Annotated in this window: 14 protein-coding genes; 4 read left to right on the plus strand and 10 right to left on the minus strand. The window is 43.1% G+C overall.

What is annotated here, in order from left to right; translation table 11 throughout:
- Positions 1-70 precede the first annotated feature (70 nt).
- Both OFO00_RS01810 and OFO00_RS01815 read right to left on the minus strand, forming a co-directional pair.
- Complete coding sequence (locus tag OFO00_RS01810; RefSeq protein WP_270864653.1) at positions 71-568, minus strand: DUF805 domain-containing protein; 498 nt, start codon at positions 566-568, stop codon at positions 71-73.
- Between the two features lie 9 nt (positions 569-577).
- The gene (locus OFO00_RS01815) at positions 578-1,624 is read right to left on the minus strand and encodes a TM2 domain-containing protein (protein WP_270864654.1); all 1,047 of its coding nucleotides are present in this window, start codon (positions 1,622-1,624) and stop codon (positions 578-580) included.
- A 118-nt stretch (positions 1,625-1,742) separates the two neighbouring features.
- Between OFO00_RS01815 and tpx the strand changes: the two genes are divergently transcribed.
- On the plus strand, positions 1,743-2,240 hold the full coding sequence (gene tpx, locus OFO00_RS01820; protein ID WP_270864655.1) for a thiol peroxidase: 498 nt from the start codon (positions 1,743-1,745) through the stop codon (positions 2,238-2,240).
- Between the two features lie 55 nt (positions 2,241-2,295).
- Here tpx and OFO00_RS01825 read toward each other — a convergent pair whose 3' ends face one another.
- From OFO00_RS01825 to OFO00_RS01860, 8 genes are read right to left on the minus strand one after another with little or no spacing between them, the layout of a single operon-like run.
- Positions 2,296-3,813 carry a hypothetical protein gene (locus tag OFO00_RS01825; protein ID WP_270864656.1) on the minus strand — a complete coding sequence of 506 codons (1,518 nt, stop codon included), beginning with the start codon at positions 3,811-3,813 and terminating at the stop codon, positions 2,296-2,298.
- A complete protein-coding gene (locus tag OFO00_RS01830) occupies positions 3,801-5,603 on the minus strand; it encodes a hypothetical protein (RefSeq protein ID WP_270864657.1) in 1,803 nt (600 codons plus the stop codon). Before OFO00_RS01830 ends, OFO00_RS01825 begins: the two co-directional genes overlap by 13 nt.
- On the minus strand, positions 5,603-5,935 hold the full coding sequence (locus OFO00_RS01835) for a hypothetical protein (RefSeq protein ID WP_270864658.1): 333 nt from the start codon (positions 5,933-5,935) through the stop codon (positions 5,603-5,605). Before OFO00_RS01835 ends, OFO00_RS01830 begins: the two co-directional genes overlap by 1 nt.
- 9 nt (positions 5,936-5,944) lie before the next feature.
- Positions 5,945-6,541: a 4Fe-4S dicluster domain-containing protein gene (locus tag OFO00_RS01840; protein WP_270858623.1), complete on the minus strand. Its 597-nt coding sequence runs from the start codon at positions 6,539-6,541 to the stop codon at positions 5,945-5,947.
- Position 6,542: 1 nt separating this feature from the next.
- Entirely contained in the window at positions 6,543-8,801 is a 2,259-nt protein-coding gene (locus OFO00_RS01845) for a molybdopterin-containing oxidoreductase family protein (protein WP_270864659.1), read from the minus strand.
- Entirely contained in the window at positions 8,798-9,928 is a 1,131-nt protein-coding gene (gene nrfD, locus OFO00_RS01850; protein WP_270864660.1) for an NrfD/PsrC family molybdoenzyme membrane anchor subunit, read from the minus strand. The genes OFO00_RS01845 and nrfD overlap by 4 nt, the downstream gene beginning before the upstream one ends.
- Positions 9,925-10,470 (minus strand): molecular chaperone TorD family protein, encoded by a 546-nt coding sequence (locus OFO00_RS01855; RefSeq protein WP_270864661.1) that lies wholly within the window; start codon positions 10,468-10,470, stop codon positions 9,925-9,927. Before OFO00_RS01855 ends, nrfD begins: the two co-directional genes overlap by 4 nt.
- A complete protein-coding gene (locus OFO00_RS01860; RefSeq protein WP_270862659.1) occupies positions 10,460-11,374 on the minus strand; it encodes a sulfurtransferase in 915 nt (304 codons plus the stop codon). The genes OFO00_RS01855 and OFO00_RS01860 overlap by 11 nt, the downstream gene beginning before the upstream one ends.
- A gap of 247 nt (positions 11,375-11,621) precedes the next feature.
- Between OFO00_RS01860 and OFO00_RS01865 the strand changes: the two genes are divergently transcribed.
- The 3 genes from OFO00_RS01865 to OFO00_RS01875 are packed head-to-tail and all read left to right on the plus strand — an operon-like array spanning position 11,622 to position 17,316.
- Positions 11,622-12,722, plus strand: a complete 1,101-nt coding sequence (locus tag OFO00_RS01865) for an efflux RND transporter periplasmic adaptor subunit (RefSeq protein ID WP_270864662.1) — start codon at positions 11,622-11,624, stop codon at positions 12,720-12,722.
- A 6-nt stretch (positions 12,723-12,728) separates the two neighbouring features.
- The gene (locus OFO00_RS01870) at positions 12,729-15,875 is read left to right on the plus strand and encodes an efflux RND transporter permease subunit (RefSeq protein WP_270864663.1); all 3,147 of its coding nucleotides are present in this window, start codon (positions 12,729-12,731) and stop codon (positions 15,873-15,875) included.
- Positions 15,865-17,316, plus strand: a complete 1,452-nt coding sequence (locus OFO00_RS01875; RefSeq protein ID WP_270864664.1) for an efflux transporter outer membrane subunit — start codon at positions 15,865-15,867, stop codon at positions 17,314-17,316. The genes OFO00_RS01870 and OFO00_RS01875 overlap by 11 nt, the downstream gene beginning before the upstream one ends.
- Positions 17,317-17,376 lie beyond the last annotated feature (60 nt).

A 17,376-nucleotide genomic window follows, 5' to 3' on the forward strand; every position in this document is an offset into this window, starting at 1 on the left:
GGAAATGCTTCGCATTTCTTTGCGAAGTAAGTAAAATTTTCGGTGCAGTGTTTCCGTGAATTTGAGAAATTCACGGAACGAAAATATTCCCGCCGGCGCGCGGATTTAGCGGATCGTCGCCGTATTTGTTAGCTCCGTCGGTGCCCTTTAAAATCGTAGAGATAAAAAGGTAAATTATAAGTCCTATGGCAACAAATAAAAACAGCATAGCTAAAATTCTAATTCCATCAGCAAACATTATCCCAAGCACGCACAAAAGAAAAATTGCGCCAAAATACCACCCGCTGATATCTCTATCATGCAGTCTTCTCCACAAAACCGCAAATGAGGGCACAAGCAAGCCCAAAGCAACCACGCTGGCTACGATACCGATGACTTGTGGGGTGCCGTTTTTGTCAAAGCCCAAAACGATATTTGTGCCAAGCACAGCGTCGATTACGGCAGTTGCGATATTGACCAAAACGCTAAAAAGGTAAAACCACCAATATTCGCTTCTGCTAGCCCTGCCAGAAAATGTGGCGTATTTTTGTTTGAGGCAAACGCTAATCGCCTCGCCAAAACTCATCATTTTTTCTCCTTATGATTTGATTTTGTTAAATTCGCTAATGTGAAATTTCAAATTCGTAAAATAATAGTTGTTTTTCGAAATTTCGAAATTTCGGCTATCTTTGGCACAAGCAATGATAAAAAGCGAATTTATAATCGAGCAAATTTGCACCGCGATTATCGCTAAAATCGGATTAAAATAGACTAAAACTAGCCCAATCACGCACGAGAGCGCATATATAAAAAACGCCTTAACGAAAATTTCGCACCCGCTCGTCTGGAAAAGCTCTTTGTAAATCAGCAGAGCAAAGCATGCGCCAAGCCCCGTAAATACTGCGCCGAAAGCAAATACAACCAGGCTTTTATCCCCAAACATCATCATCAAAAACGGGATTAGCGCAAGGCTGTCAAATACGACAAAAAGGGTTAAATTTCGCAAAAGCGTCTTTGAACAAATTGTGCTAGCGATGAAATACGCGCTCATTGCTAGGCAGATTTGCCCCGCTGTTGAGGCGAGTTCGGCGCCGTTAATCTTGGTGCCAAAAATGTTTAAAACTGCCATTAAAATCAAAAGTCCGCACCCAATGTAAGCTAGCTGTCTAGCCGAGGCTAAATTCGCGCTTTTTTCTTCAAAATTTAGGCTTTGGCTGGGATTTTCGCTGGGATTATCGCTCATATTTTCGATCTCGCACCCTGCGCTAAGATTTGCGCTATCTACCATTTTTTCTAAATTAAAAAAATCATAAATAATCCACGCCAAATAGGCTAAATTCGGCAGTGCAAAGACCATAATCGGTTTTATTAAATTTTCCCTAGCCCTAAGTGTATCTTGGTCGTCAAATTCGAGGCTTGGCCTTATTGAGCGCAAAATTTCGAGCGCGCTATCGTTTGATATCAAAGCATACGCCACCAAAAAGCAGACAAAGATGATAAACCCAAATCCGCCAAGAAGCTGGAAAATCGCGCTTACATTTTTTTTCAGATAAAACCTGTGCGCGCTAAAAACCCCTAGCGTCAAATATAGCGTGTAGGCGGTGTTGAGGTGAAATTTAGGCGCGTTTTGCGGGAGGGTTTGCATGGATTTCCTTTTTTTAAATTTGGGCGAAATTATAGCCAAATTTTAAAATTTTGCGCAAAAAAATAATCTATTAAATTTTATGAGATAAAATGTGTTTTATTTTTTACAAGGAGAGAAAATGCAAGTAAAATTTTTAGGAAATCCCGTAAATTTGGGCGGAAATGAAGTAAAAGTCGGCGAGGCTGCGCCAGAAGTCGTAGTCGCTGGGAAAGATTTAGAAGATATCGTAATCGGAAAAAGCGAGAAAAAGCAAATCATCGTAGCCGTTCCGTCGTTAGATACGCCAGTTTGCGCTAGCGAGGCTCGCAAATTCAACGAAAAAGCAGCAAGCCTACCAAACACCGAAGTAATCGTGGTTTCAATGGATTTGCCGTTTGCGATGGGCAGATTTTGCACGACAGAGGGTATCGAAAACTTGCGCACAGCAAGCGATTTTAGAGCGAAAAAATTCGCCAAAAACTATGGAATTTTAATCGAAGATAGCGCGCTAGCTGGGCTAAATGCAAGAGCGGTTTTCGTCATCAGTGGCGGCGTAATCGCATACAAAGACATCATGGCTGAAATCACCGAAGAGCCGAACTATGAAGCAGTTTTAGAAGCTGCAAAAAACGCATAAATTTTTAGCTTTCCCCTTAAAAATACAGCGAAATTCCGCAAAATTTGCGGAATTTCTAATTTAGATTTAAAATTTCCTTCGCTCTTGTTTTTTTGTATAAAATCGACTTCAAATTCTGCATTTCACGCTCGTTTAAAGGGCTAGCGTCAAGCAGTTTGGCGCAGTTTTTTTGACTAGGATTTTCGCAAAATTTAGGCGCGAAAAGCTCGCCAATACCGCCGTGAGTTTCTCCGCTTTGGAGCGGATTTTCGTGGCAGGCTTCGCAGGATTTGCCGATTTTTTGCACGCTATGAGGCGAAAACGGCTTCCAAACCTCGAATCTCTCGCCACTCTCGCCAAATTTAGCCACGCTAGCATTTTCATCTTTTATGCCAAGATTATAGCCAAACACAGGACGCGCAAGGGCGATTTTGCCGTTATTTTTGCGCACCAAAAGGACATTTTCGAAGCGTTCTAAACTAAATGCGCTATGCCAAATGCCAGGTTTTCTCTCGCCTCCAAGCGTGCGCGAAAACGGCGCAGGGCGCGTATTTTGGCGCAGGGCGCGTGCGTTAAATCGCTTTGCGCTCGCGTCAAATTCGATTAAATTTTGCCAGTTTTCGTAATCCTTGCTAAAATCAAGCATAGCATTTAGTTCGTAAAAACTCCCGCCCCATGCGCTGTGGCAGGTGGCGCACTCCAAATTTTGGTGGAATTTGTGCGAGGTGTTATTTTGCGTGGCGGTTTCGTGGCAAGCCTCACAGCTTTTGGTTTCGCTCATTTTGTGGCAATCCGCGCACACTAGCCCCGCGCTAAAATGTGCGTCAGGGCGCAAATTTGCGTATGTCACGCCATGTCGTAGCTCTGGGAAATTTCCATTTTTTTGCAACGGCGTGCGGTAGTCTTTGTGCGTGTTTTGTGGGAAAAGCCCCATAAAATCGGTGCCGATGAAGTATTTGTTGTGGCAAGAGGCGCAAACTTCATTATCTGCGCGCGAGAGCGTGTGAGTGCGCGAGTGTGGGCGCACGCTAGTATTCGCGTCGCTGCCGCTGTATTGCGCGTCCTTGGCGTAGCTAGCGTGGCATGCCATGCAACCCTTTCCGTGAGCGGAAAATAGGGAATTCTCGCCATTATCATAGGCGTGGCATTTTAGGCATTTGCGCTCCACGAAGTCCGCTACCACGCGCTCTTTCTCGCTTAAATTTGGCAAATTTTGGCTTAAAAAATCTTGTAAGCTTAAATTTAAATCCACATTAAATGCGCTAAAAATCGTTTTTATCTCGTTTTTGTGCGTGAAGTGGTTGCTTTTTTCAAACTGGGCGATTTTATCTGCATGACAGCTGCCGCAAAACTCGCCATAATGCGCGGGGCTTGCTGGGTGAGCGATGATATTTTCGTGCGAAAATCCGCCAAATTTGGCTAAATTTTGTGGGAAATCTGAGGGCGAAATTTTACTTTTATGACAACTTTCGCATGAAAAATTGTGATTTTGCGCGTCAAATTTTTCCACGCTGTGGCAGGTTTGGCAGGATAAATTTTGGGCAAAAGCAAAATTTAAAAGCGCAAAAAATATCAAATTTATCACTCTAAACATTTCGTCTCCCCTGCCCTAAATTTCGCTTTTGAGGCGTTAAAATCGGCATAAATTTTATCATCGTAGCGATCGTGGCAGATAGCGCAGGCATAGGCGTCAAGGATTTTTTTCATTTGAGCTAAGCTTAGCGTGGAATCGTTTTTAGAAATGATTTGATTTTGCGCTCCTGCGGGGCTAGCAAAGGCGTCAAGGGCGAAATTTAACTCGCCAAAATTTGCCAAATTTGGGCTAAACGAAATTTCGCCGTTTTTATAGCGTAAAACTCCGCGTCCAAGACCAAGCGAAGACGGCGAGAAGTGGCAAGCGGCGCAGGTTTTGCTCTTGCCAACGCTGTGTTGCGCCCAGCTAGCTAGGCTAAGGGCGTCAAAGTGCTTCGTGGAGCCATTTTCGTAGATACTAGCCACGACTTGACAACCAGGGGCTAGGTTTGCGATTTTGCCGTCATTTCTCACGCCCAAAGCGGGGTCTTCGAAGCGCAAAAAACTGCGCATTTCACTCCACGCACCCTCGCTGTATTCGCCCTTTTGCCACTCAAACTGCTTTGCGCCCGCAAATCTTTGCTCGTGGCAACCAAAACAGCTTGCTACGCTTTTTTCGTGGCAGGCTTGGCAGGATAAATTTGCGTGCAAAGGCTCGTGTGCTGGGTGTTTTAGCGCTGAAATTTCAAATTTAGCCCCGTCTTTTTTGCGCGTAAGGACTGCTTTTTCGCCCACTTTGGCGACATTGTAAAGCGGGAAATTTCCCTTTTTCGTGTAGGCGATGAGCGCGCTATCTGGGATATTTGGATTCGTTTTGGCTAAATTTCGCGCTATCTCGTTTGGTGGGGCAAAATTTGGCGCGTGGCAGTCCTCGCATGCGATAATCACGACCTCTCTCATATTTGCGTGGTTTTTCTTATCGCCCATGACGCCAAGGCTAGTGTGGCAATCCACGCACTCTAACCCTGCTCTTTCGTAGTGAATATCGGCGCGCAAATCGTGGAAATGGCGCCCGTCAGAGAGCGTATGGCTCTGCTCGAAAGGCGCCTTGCTTCCCTCGCTTTCGAATTTTCCATAATATGCAAAACCAATGCGAGCCGAGCGGTTGTGGCAGGCTAGGCAGTTTTGGCTAGGGATTGCGGTGGAAAATCGCGTGTGGGTTTTGGGTGCAGTGTTTGGGGAGGTTGCGTGCGCGCTGGAATTTACGCTGGAATTTACGCTTAAATTTGGCGCAGAATTTGCATTTTTGCTAGCAAAAAACGGCGCGAGCAAGAAATTTTCATCTAAATTCGAAGCCTTATGACACGCCCCACACCCGCCACCTTTGGCGATATTTTGATTTATAAAAACCTCTTTTTCTTGCGAGATATGGCAACTAGCGCAGGCTTTGGCGTAGTGGTCCTTGGCGAATTTTTCGATTTGCTCTGCGCTAAAATCAGAGCTTGCGCCCTGCTTCGCCCACTCGCCTATCAAATTTTGCTTGATTGGATTTTGGGTTTGCATTACTGTGGTGCTGACGCGGGCGATTTGATCCTTGTGACAGCGCGCGCAACGGCTTTTGGCGTTTTCTAGTGTGGCGGGATTTGGGATTAGGGCGATGTGAGCGAGCGATTTTTCGCTAGCAATCTCGTTGCCCCCATGGCAGCTCTGACAGGCAACCTCATCGTGTGAGGGGCTTAGTGAGCCGTAATTTTCGTGGCAAGCGGTGCATGAGTTTATCTGCGAAAATGCACTTAGCGAAAAAAACAAAATGGCAAAATTTGCGAAAATTTTAAAATTTAGCCCTTTTAAAATTTCGCAAATTCTTCTCACTAGCAACCCTCAAACTGCGCTGGTGCGCCACTTGCTTTTGGTGCGGCGGCTTCGCTTTCATCGGCTTTGGCGCCAAATTCGTCTATCATACCTTCATCGGCTAGGCGCTGAATAACATCATCATAGCTTTCCCATGCTTTTTTGTTGTAAGCGTCTGCTTGAATCGCCTTTTTTGCGTAAGCCCTAGCAAGTGTGAGATTATTTTTTGCCACAGCTTCGCGTGATAAATTTACAAAATGTTCCGCCTGCGCTTTTGAAGTATTGTAGCTTTGCAAATTCTCCGCAAAACCAAAACTGCAAAGTAAAACCATGCTTAAAATTATCTTTTTCATCATTTTCTCCTATGAATTTATCGTTACATAATAGACATTTGGTTCAAGTCCGTCGCTCTCTTTTAAGCGAGTTATACTTGTGGCCTTAGCCAAAATTTGCGAAACATCACTATTAGGGTCATTTAAATCGCCAAAATTTCGCGATTTTCCCACGCAGGTGGTTACGCAAGCCGGAAGCAAACCTTTATCCACTCTTGGGGCGCAAAATGTGCATTTATCGACACTTTGTTTGTGTTCATCGTAATATCTGGCATTATACGGACAGGCTACCATACACGCCTTGCAACCTATGCAAAGGGATGGATCGACGATGACGATGCCGTCTTTTTCACGCTTGAAACTAGCTTCTGTCGGGCAAACTGCCACGCACGGGGAATTTTCGCAGTGATTACAAAGCACAGGCAAGAAATTTAAAATCGGATTTCCTGCGTTGTCTTCGTTTTCGACTTCAAAAACCCTTGTGCGATACGCTTCTTTGAAAAGCGGCACTTCCCACTCGGTTTTACACGCTACATAACACGCATCGCACCCGATACAGCGATCGCCGATAATCACCATAGCTAGGTTTTTTTCTTTTTTGTGATTTTTATTTATTAGTGAGTTCATCTTACGCCCTTTCAAGTCTAACAAAGCCGTTGTTTAAGCCGCTACAACCACTAACAGGATCGACGCTATTACTACAAAAATAAACATCGCTAATGCCCTTGTCAAATCCGTTGCTCCACTCTTTGCTAACATGCCCAAAGCCGTGGTGAATAAAGACATTTCCCTCAGTTATTCGCTTTGTGATTTTTATATTTTGCGGTTTTGATTTAAGCCCTGTTTTAGCATTTATCATTATGACTTTATCGCTAGTTTTTAAACCTAAATTTGCAGCATCATTAGGATTTATCCAAATCGGGCTATCATCTTCAAGTTCGAGTAAGAGCTTGTTATTTTGGCTTCTTGCATGCGAGTGTGCTGGACCCCTACCAAAAAGCAGTCTAAGCTCGCCTTCTTTTGGCTGTGGCGGGGCTACCCAAGTAGGCAGTGGCGCACAAACATCGCCGTATTTTTCATACATTTTTTCCATATCTGGGTTGTATAGATGAATTTTGCCTGTGCTTGTCGGGAAACTTAGTGGCTTACCGCTACTTTGCGGATACGCATCGGCTAAATAATCGCACAAAATGCCGTCTTTTTCAAATTTAGCTTTATCTTCGGGGCTGAGTGAATTTACGAAATTATTTATCGCATCGCTTGGCGAAATGGTAAAATACTCGTCCATATCAAAGCGTTTGCAAATCCCACGCACTATGTCAAAAACATGCTTAGTATCGTGTAGCGGCTTAATCGCTGCCTTTCTTACGGCCACAAACGGCACATCGTATTTTTGGATATATGGCCCGTCGTCTTTTTCTAAATATGTGCTTTCAGGCAAAACTATATCGCAATATGCGCAAAAATCGTTCATCTGCGTATCTATCGACATAATAAAATCTAGCTTTTCGATTGATTTCATAACGCCGTTTGCTTCGACTGCCGTATGTCCTAGCGGATTTGTATCGTAAGTCAGCCACGCTTTTATCGGATATGGCTGTTCGCTTAAAGTCGCGCGATAAATTTCGCCACTTAGCCCTAAATTTGGCGGATTAAACGGCCACCTTGTGCCAACGCCGTCAGCCCTTGGCTCTTTTACAGCCGGTGCGTCATCATCTTTTGGGAGCTTGGCTAAATTTATACTTTGATTTACCCAAGTGCCACCCTTTACGCCGTAATTTCCCATAATCGCATTTAATATCGCAATCGCTCTTGCTGTTTGCGTGTCGTTTGCGTATCTTGAAAATCTACGCGGTGCGATAGCTAGGACATGCGGGGCAAATTTGGCAAATTCCCACGCTACTTCTTCTATCTCTTCGGCTTTTATACCGCAAATTTCTTCTGCCCATTTTGGCGTGTATTGTTTGACATGGCGGGCTAGTTTATCAAAGCCGTAGCAGTATTTATTGATAAATTCCATATTTGCTAGATTATCTCTAATTATGACATGGATTAGCGCTAGTGCTAGTGCCATATCGCACCCCGGTTTTATGCGAAGCCATTTGTGCGCTCTAATCGCACTTTCGCTCTGGCGTGGATCTACATAGACGAGTTTTGCGCCATTTGCTAGGCCTTCCATAAAATCCCTTGCTTCTCTAACCTGAATCGCTCCTGCCATATTTCTGCCAAATAAAATCATATATTTGGTGTTTGCCATGTCGTAGTTTTCATGACCCCCGATACCGCCACCGCCAAATGTCAAAGACCAGCCAATCGCTCTACTGCCACGACACTCAGAAAATGAAGCGTAGCTTACATTTGGAGTGCCAAGCAAGCTAGCAAATTTATGAAAATAGCTCGAACAGCTTCCATGAGCAAAAGCTGCAATGCTTTTTGCGCCGTATTTGTCGATGATTTTTTCTAAATTTTCATGCACGAAATCAAACGCTTCGTCCCAGCTGACCTTTTTCCATTTGCCTTCGCCCCGTTTGCCGACTCTAATCATCGGGTATTTTAAGCGATCTGGATCGTAAGTAGAATAAACCCCTGCATTTCCCTTAGCGCAAATCGTGCCGTAATTGTATGGATTTAGTTTGTTTCCTTCGATTTTGTGGATTTTGCCGTCCCTTGTAAAAACATTTACGCCACAATTCCAAAAGCACATTTCGCAGTAATTTGGAGTTTTTACGCCCTCATCGTATTCTAATAAATTTGAAAGCTCGGGCGAGTTTTTGTGCGTCCCAGCCAGAAGTGGATTTGGAAGCCCTGTGATACCTGCTGTGCTGGCAACTGCGACACTAGAAGCCATTTTTAGGAAATTTCGTCTTGTTATTTTAAGCTCTCTCATTTTTCACTCTCCAAATTTAAAAATGTTTTTCCAAGTGCGTAAATAAAGAGCATTACGCCAATGCCTGATATAAAAATCGTGATTTCTGCCACGCTTGGGCAGTATGAGCCAAACTCGATTTTGCCTAAAAATTCGCTCTCTACTCTCACAAGCTGACCGCCAATAATGCCGTCAAACCTAGCAAAAAATACGCCGATAATGGCTAAAATTCCAGCAATTACGCTAAATTTGAGATTGTTAAATTTAGACAAAATAAGCAAAATCATCGGAAGCAAAATTCCAATGCAAATTTCAAAAAAATAGAAATTAAATGACAAATTTCCGTTTGTAAAAACTTCGAAATTTTTTGCCAAATAACTTCCTGCGCCATAGCTTGAAATTACCGCGTTCCAAAAATTTATAAATAAAACAGCCAAAAGTAGCAAAAACATAAAAATATTCAAATTTCTCAAAATTCGCTCGTTTAGGGCTTTTTTGCTTAAATTTACAAAGACAAAAATCACGCTTATACCACAAATCAAAGCTCCAAAAATAAATGAAATAGTAAAGCTTGGCGTATTCCAAATCGGTCTGGCTGAATTTACGGCAAAGACCATTGAAAGTGTGCTAAAAGCGACTATTCCCATTATAAATGCGACGATTCCTGCTAGGAAACTTGATTTTTCGTCGCCTTTTAGCATTAAAATTAGCTCGATTATCAAAAGCGGAGTTTCGATGAGATAAAAAGTACTCATCCACCAAATCGGGCTTTCTACCGCGAAATTAAAGTAATATCGCACGAAGCGCAAAACTTGCAGTTTAAAAGGGCTTCCAAGCTCCCAAAAAATCAGCCAAAATGCCGCTAAAAGCGCACTAATAGCCAAAAGCTGTAAGTGGCGTGAAATTTTAGAAAATGCGTGAAATCCAAAGAGATGATCAGCCGTAGCGATTGTGGCAACTCCCACGCTAATGCCCACAAAAAAGGCATATCCCATAAGCAAAAGCCCAAGCGGAACCTCACGGCTGACATTGTAGCTAGCCTCTTGGCCATTTAAAAACACGCTACAAATCCCCACGAGCCCCACTGCGCACAGCGCAAGCGATAGAAAAAGAAGCCCAAATTTCGGGGTTTTGGCGACTTTTGTCATCTTTGCTCCTTTAAATTTGATATTAAAAATTTGGCAAAATTTAAAATAAACTCAAATTCTTTTAAATTTTTAAAATTTGCTAAATTTTTACTCAAAGGCTCTAAAAAGTCCAAAAATTTAGTAAATTTCAAAAATTTCTCCCACTCGCCCTGCTCTGCTAAAATCGCGCAAAATGCGAGTAAATTTGAGGCGTGGTCGCAGTTTTTTTCCACCACAAAACCACAAATTTCATAAAATTTGCAAATTTCATTGTAACTCTCGCCAAACATTTTTTTATCTAACCAAACCCCGGCTAGAAGCGAAGTGCCGAATTTGGCTGAGTTTAAATCAAAATAAAAAATGTAATTGCTGATAATTTCGTCTAAATTTGGCGTTTTTAAATCGTTAAATTTGAAATTTGAAAATTTATTGAAGCGCTTGGCGAATCCGCCGTTTGCAAATTCGCCAAGCGCGCAGTATTTCTCGCGCCAACCCTCCGCTGGAAAGGCGAGCAGGTCGGCGCATAAGTCTAGGCAATCAATCGAAATTTGATTATTTTTCATCGCCTTTTAGCACTTTTCTTTTTGGCAAGTTCGAATACTCGACCATGCTTGCTTCGTAGTTTTTGACTTTGTCATTTCCCATGATGTATTTTGTCGCAAACCAGCCGCCGCTTGCATGCCAGCCTGTGTTGCAATACCAAATTTGTGGTGCGTTTGGATCTAGACCAGCTGTTTTAAATAGCTCGCCAACAGCTTCTTTATCGGTGTTGATATAAAAAACGCCGTCATTTTCTTTGGCAAGTTTGCCGATAAAGATATTTCCATCAACGCCCTCTAAGTGTCCTGCTTTGGCTGCTTTTGGGTGAGCTTTTTCGCCAGAGTATTGAGCTTCGATTCTGCCGTCAATTAGCGCTACGCTGTTTGTAACCACAGCCTCGTCGATATCGTAAGCAGTCGCAACGATGTCTTTGTTAAATTTAGTGATTTTAAAATCGCTTTTTTCTGGTGTGGCGGCCTCTGTGCTTAGCTCGCCACCAGCTTTTTTCCAAGCATCAATTCCGCCGTTTAAAATCGCTGTGTTTGTAAGGCCGTAGTATTCAGATACGAATAGAGCCAAAGTTGAAAGTGTATAATCAGGAGCGGCTTTTGCGTCGTTGTAGAAAACTACCGCGCTAGTATCTTTGATACCGCTTTTTTGAAATAATCTCTCAACCGTAGTCGGAGAAGCGATAAATCCTGGCATTTCGCCTCTTGCCTCTCTAAAATCAGCCTCTTTCCAAGCAACTGCACCTTTGATATGACCTGCGCCGTATCCTTCGCCTTCTTGAAGGTCGATTAAAACTAGGTCTTTATCAGCCAAATTTGCTTTTAGCCACTCGACATCTACGACCTTGTTTTGTGGTAAATCTAGGGCAAATGCGCATGTGCAAGCAGCCGCTAGTAATGATGAAGTAAGTAATTTCATGATATCTCCTTAAAAATGAAATTGTTGCAAAAAAAAATTGTAACAAAATTTAGTAATATTAAATTAAAAATTTATCGAAATTTTATAAGTTAGATTAAAATTTTCCGTGATTTTGTCACAAAAAATGTGAAAAATTTAGAAATATTAAATTTTCATTTACTTTTGTGTTAATAATTTGTTATGCAGAATTTGGATAAAATCGACAGCTTTTTACTTTAATTATTAAAATTTAATAACCGAGGTTTGTATGAAGAAAATTTTCTCACTAATTGCGACGCTAGCACTGCTTAGCGGATGTTCGTATTTCGAAAAAAAAGAAGAGGGCGCAGGAGCAGGCGCCAAGGGCGCTGGCGGTATGCCACCGCTTCAAGTAGCTGTTTTTAAAGCCCAAAAATCCGATGTTCCAATCGCACTAAAATTTAACGGCGAAACCGCGAGCGATTTAGATGTAACGCTAAAATCGCAGGTTTCTGGCACGATAGAAAAACAGCTTTTCACCCCTGGTGTGCGCGTAGAAAAGGGCGAGGGGCTCTATGAAATCGACAAATCTCGCTACCAAGCGATTTTTAATAGCGCGAAAGCTAGCCTAAACAACGCCAGCGCAGATTACGAGCGCGCTAGGAAATTAAAGGCGAGCAATACCATTTCAGCGCGCGAATTTGACGGCGCAAAATCAGCTTACGAAGTGGCTAAGGCAAATTTCGAAAGTGCGAAAATCGACCTTGATAATGCCCTTGTCAAAGCCCCATTTGACGGCATTGTAGGCGATACGCAAAAAGATACTGGCTCGTTTGTGGGCGTAGGCGAAAATCTAGTCAGGCTTACAAAACTAAATCCAATTTATGTGAAATTTGGGATTTCTGATACCGATAAGATGAAAATTGATAGAAATTTAGCCAGCAGCGATTGGTATATGAAAAACACAAAGGCTACAATTTCTTTTAATGACAAAATTTATGAAGGAAATGTGGTTTTCATCGATAGCGTCGTAGATAGCGCGACTGCGAGCGTGAGTGCCAAAGCGCAATTTAATAACCTAAATTATGAAATTCAACCAGGAATTTACACTAGAATTTCAGTCGATGGTTTCGTGCAAAAAGATGGCTTTCAGATTCCGCAAATCGCAGTTTTGCAAGATTTAAGCAACTCTATCGTTTATGTCGTAGATGCAAACAATACCGTGGCTAAAAAAATCGTAAAAGTTATAGCGCAGGATTCTACGACGATGACCATTTCAGAGGGTTTGAGCGAGGGCGATTTGATTGTTTTGGATAATTTTTCAAAAATTCAAGTCGGCGCCAAGGTAACCCCGCTTCCGCCAGAAACAGACGCGACAAAGGCTAGGTAGGCAAGTATGTTTTCTAAATTTTTTATCAATCGCCCAGTTTTCGCAAGCGTTATTTCGATTATTATCGTTATTGCTGGAACGATTTGCCTATTTATCGCCCCTGTGGAGGAATACCCGCAACTCACCCCGCCTCAAATTTCAGTTACAGCCACATATAGTGGCGCAGACGCGCAGACTATCTCAGATACCGTCGCTTCGCCACTAGAAAACGCAATCAACGGCGTCGATGATATGATTTATATGAGTTCATCGTCTAGCTCGTCAGGTAGGGCAAATATCAGCGTGTTTTTCAAGGTCGGAACCGATCCGCAAGAAGCACTCGTAAATGTAAATAACAGAGTAAATCCAGCCCTAACAACGCTTCCGGCCGAAGTGCAAAGAATGGGCGTTAGCGTTACGGAGCGTTCATCATCTATACTTTCTGCGTTTTTCTTTTATGACCCAACAGGTCAAATGAGCCCGCTTGATATCCAAAACTATGTCAGCATTAATGTCGTCGATGAGTTAAAACGCGTTAGCGGTGTGGGCGACGCACAGGCTCTTGGCACGAAGGATTACTCAATGAGAATTTGGGTAAATCCAGGACTTATGGCTAAACATAATGTCGTATCATCTGACATAATCGCAGCCATTAGAGAGCAAAACAGCCAATACCCAGCCGGAAAGCTAGGCGAGCAACCAAACGATTTGGGTAACCCTTATGTCTATGCAATCCAGCCAGAGGGGCGTTTGAAAACGGTCGAAGAGTTCGAAAATGTAATCATTAGAGCCAGTGATGATGGTAAATTTTTGCGTGTAAAAGATGTCGCTAGGGTCGAGCTTGGGGCTGAGAGCCTTATCATCAATGGTAAATACCAAGGATACGACGCGACGCCAGTTTTTATCTATCAACAAAACGGCGCAAACGCCATTGCTACGCTTGATGCCGTAACTGCGCGTTTGGAGCAGTTAAAGCAAAATTTCCCAGGCGCGTTGACTTATAGCAACGGATACGACACGACAGAATTCGTAAAGGTCTCTATCGAAGAGGTTATTCATACTTTTATTGAAGCGATGATTTTGGTCGTTTTGGTTATTTATATGTTCTTAGGAAATTTCCGTGCGACGATTATTCCAATGCTAGCGGTGCCAGTATCGATTTGTGGAGCGTTTATCGGAATTTACGCTTTTGGATTTTCGATAAATTTAATTACCCTTTTCGCCCTAGTTTTGGCTATCGGTATCGTCGTCGATGACGCTATTATCGTTATCGAAAATGTGGAGAGAATTTTGCACGAAGAGCGAAATTTAAGCGTCAAAGAGGCTACGATTAAGGCAATGGACGAGATTGTAAGTCCGGTAATTTCAATCGTGCTTGTTTTGGCGGCGGTTTTCGTGCCGGTTGCTTTTATGGAGGGCTTTGTCGGCGTTATCCAAAGACAATTCGCGCTCACACTTGTCTCATCTGTGGTTTTCTCCGGATTTGTCGCCCTTACTCTAACCCCTGCGCTGTGTGCGCTTTTGCTTCGTAAAAAAGAGGCCGAGCCGTTTTGGTTAGTGCGTAAATTTAACGAATTTTTCGATTTTTCAACCCGCCTTTTCTCAGCAGGTGTTGCAAAAATTTTGCGCCATGTGATTTTGTCTTTGTGCCTTGTGGGAATTATCATTTTTGTGATGTTAGAGTTATTTAAAATTACTCCTGGCGGACTTGTGCCAGCCGAAGATAAAGGCTATGTAATGGGCTTTTCGACACTTCCATCAGCTAGACCTTTGGTAGCTACTGAAAAACACATGGATTTCTTGCGTGGCGCACTTTCGCAAAACCCAAATGTCGAAGCAATCACCACAATCGCGGGATTTGATATGATGGCAGGTGGTGCTAGGGAAAATTCAGGCGTATTTTTCTCTAAACTCAAACCTTGGGAAGTCCGCCCTGAGGCAAACCAATCAGCCCAATCAATCGCAAACGCGCTAACTGGACAGCTTTTTGTCATGGATAGAAGCGCGATGACCTTTGCCCTAACCCCACCTCCGATCAACGGTCTATCAATGACTGGTGGATTTGAAGTGTATGCAGAAAATACTACGGGCAAAAACTATCAACAAATCGCCGATGATATGGCGCGAATAGTCGCCAAAGCTTCGCAAAATCCAGCTTTGCAAAATGTCCGCTCTACGCTAGATGTAAATTTCCCGCAATACAATCTAAGTCTAGATAGAGAAAAAATCAAAATGCTTGGAATTTCAATCCCTGATATTTTTACGACGATAAATTCGACTATCGGACAATACTACATAAACGATTTTAACCTTTTGGGTAAGACATATCGCGTCTATATGAGAGCAGAACAACTCTTCCGCGATACACCAAATGATTTAAGGACGCTTTATGTGCGCTCAGCTAGTGGAAATTTGGTTTCGCTTGATTCGGTTGTAAATTTAGAACGCGCCAAAGGCCCTGATATCGTCGATCGTTTCAATGGCTTCCCAGCAGCTAGACTTATGGGCGATCCTGCCCCTGGATATACTTCTGGTCAGGCGATTGATGCTATTAGAGATACGATTCTTGGCGAATTCCCTACTGGATACACTCTTGGCTGGTCAGGCACGGCTTATCAAGAGGTAAATGCAGCAGGAACTGGCGCAAAGGCATTTGCGTTTGGACTTTTGTTTGTATTTTTGATCTTAGCGGCGCAGTATGAGAGGTGGCTAATGCCAATGGCTGTTCTTACAGCCGTGCCATTTAGCGTGTTTGGTGCGCTTTTATTCACATGGGCTAGGGGATTAAATAACGATATATATTTTCAAATCGGACTTATTTTGCTTATCGGACTTGCGGCAAAAAATGCGATCTTAATCGTCGAATTTGCTATGCAAGAGTATCAACACGGCGGAAAAAGTATCGCAGAAGCGGCAATTAGTGCTGCAAAAATGCGTTTTAGACCGATTGTTATGACATCTTTGGCTTTTGGTCTTGGCGTTTTGCCTATGGTACTTGCCACAGGAGCAGGTTCTGCTAGCCGTCACGCGCTAGGAACTGGCGTGCTTGGTGGAATTTTGGCTGCTTCGACGATAGCGATTTTCTTCGTGCCACTATTTTTCTACCTATTAGAGAGCTTTAATGCGTGGCTAGATAAGCGAAAAATAAAATCAGAGGAAAAAGATGAAAACTAAAATTTTACTAGGAATTTTAACTGGCGCACTGATTAGTGGTTGCAGCTTTAAGCCTGATATGCCTACTCGCCATATCGAGTATAGATCTGGATACGAGGCGACAAATGTGAGCCAAATGTGGTGGAAAAGCTACAATGACACCCAGCTAAATGCGCTAATTGATAGTGCTTTGGCGAATAATTCTGATTTAATGCTAGCTTTAAATAATATCGAGCGCGCAAGGCTAAATTTGGGTCTAAGCAAGCTTGAATATCTACCAAATATCGGAATTTCAGGCTCTGCAATGCGCCAGAATAATTATGCTAATATGCCTGATTCAAATTCTCACGCTTCTTACGCGATTTCGGCGCCACTTAGCTATGAGATTGATTTTTGGGGTAGGGTGCGAAACAGCGTGGGCGCTAGCGCGGCGCAGTATATGGGGACTAAATACGATTATGAAACAGCCAAAAACACAATCACTAGCGCTGTTGCAAGCTCGTATTTCGCGCTTTTATCCCTAAAAGAGCAAGAAAGAATTCTAACTAAATCGCTTAAAAGCTACGAGCAGACGCAAAATTACCGCAAAAAAGAGCTAGAAGCTGGCGCGATAAATCAAATCACACTTAGTCAAGCAAGTGCGGCTGTGCAAAATGCCAAAGCAAGCCTAATCGCCGTGCAAAACCAAATTTCTCAGGTGCAAACCTCGCTTGCGATTTTAGCCGGCAAAAGCTACGACGGGGTCGTAAATCCGCAAATCCTCACAGCCGCAAAACTTCCTAATGCTCCACAAATCCCAAGTGGCGTGCCAAGCGATGTTTTGCTTCATCGTCCAGATGTGGCAAAGGCTTTGGAGGATTTGCGCGCTAGCAATTTCCTAGTCGGCGTTGCCAAGGCAGGGTATTTCCCGACTATCTCGCTAACTGGGGCGTTTGGCTATGCAAGTAGCGATTTTGATAGATTGATTAGCTCGACTACTAGCTCGTGGAGTATCGGTGGCTCACTCGTGGGACCTTTGCTTGATTTTGGGCGAACTAAAAAGAGGGTCGATATCGCAAATGTCGATCAAAACTCATCTTTTATCGCTTATGACAAGGCGCTAAAAACGGCTCTTGGCGATGTCAAAGACGCCCTAACTACGCTTAAAAACGCAAAAGAACGCAAAAAAGCGATGAGCGATTTGCTAAGCTCGCAACGCAAAATTTACAAAGACGCGACCGAGCTTTATAACGCTGGGTATTCTAGCCATTTAGAATTCCTAGACGCGCAACGCAATCTTTTAAACACAGAACTTGCCAAAGTAGGCGCTGATTTAGAAGAGCTAGAAGCTAGCGTAAATGCTTACAAGGCGCTTGGCGGGGGATTTAGCATAAGCGACGAGGAGTTAAAAGAGATTTTAGGAGCTGATGCCGATACTGCGCCTGATATGTCTGCTGTGCCGATAGATAGGATATTTAGGTAAAATTTGCGGAATTTTAAAATTCCGCAAATTTTCAAATTTCAGCTTCAAATTTAAAATTTT

The sequence above is a fragment of the Campylobacter sp. VBCF_04 NA7 genome (assembly GCF_027737405.1).
Taxonomy (GTDB): Bacteria; Campylobacterota; Campylobacteria; order Campylobacterales; family Campylobacteraceae; genus Campylobacter_B.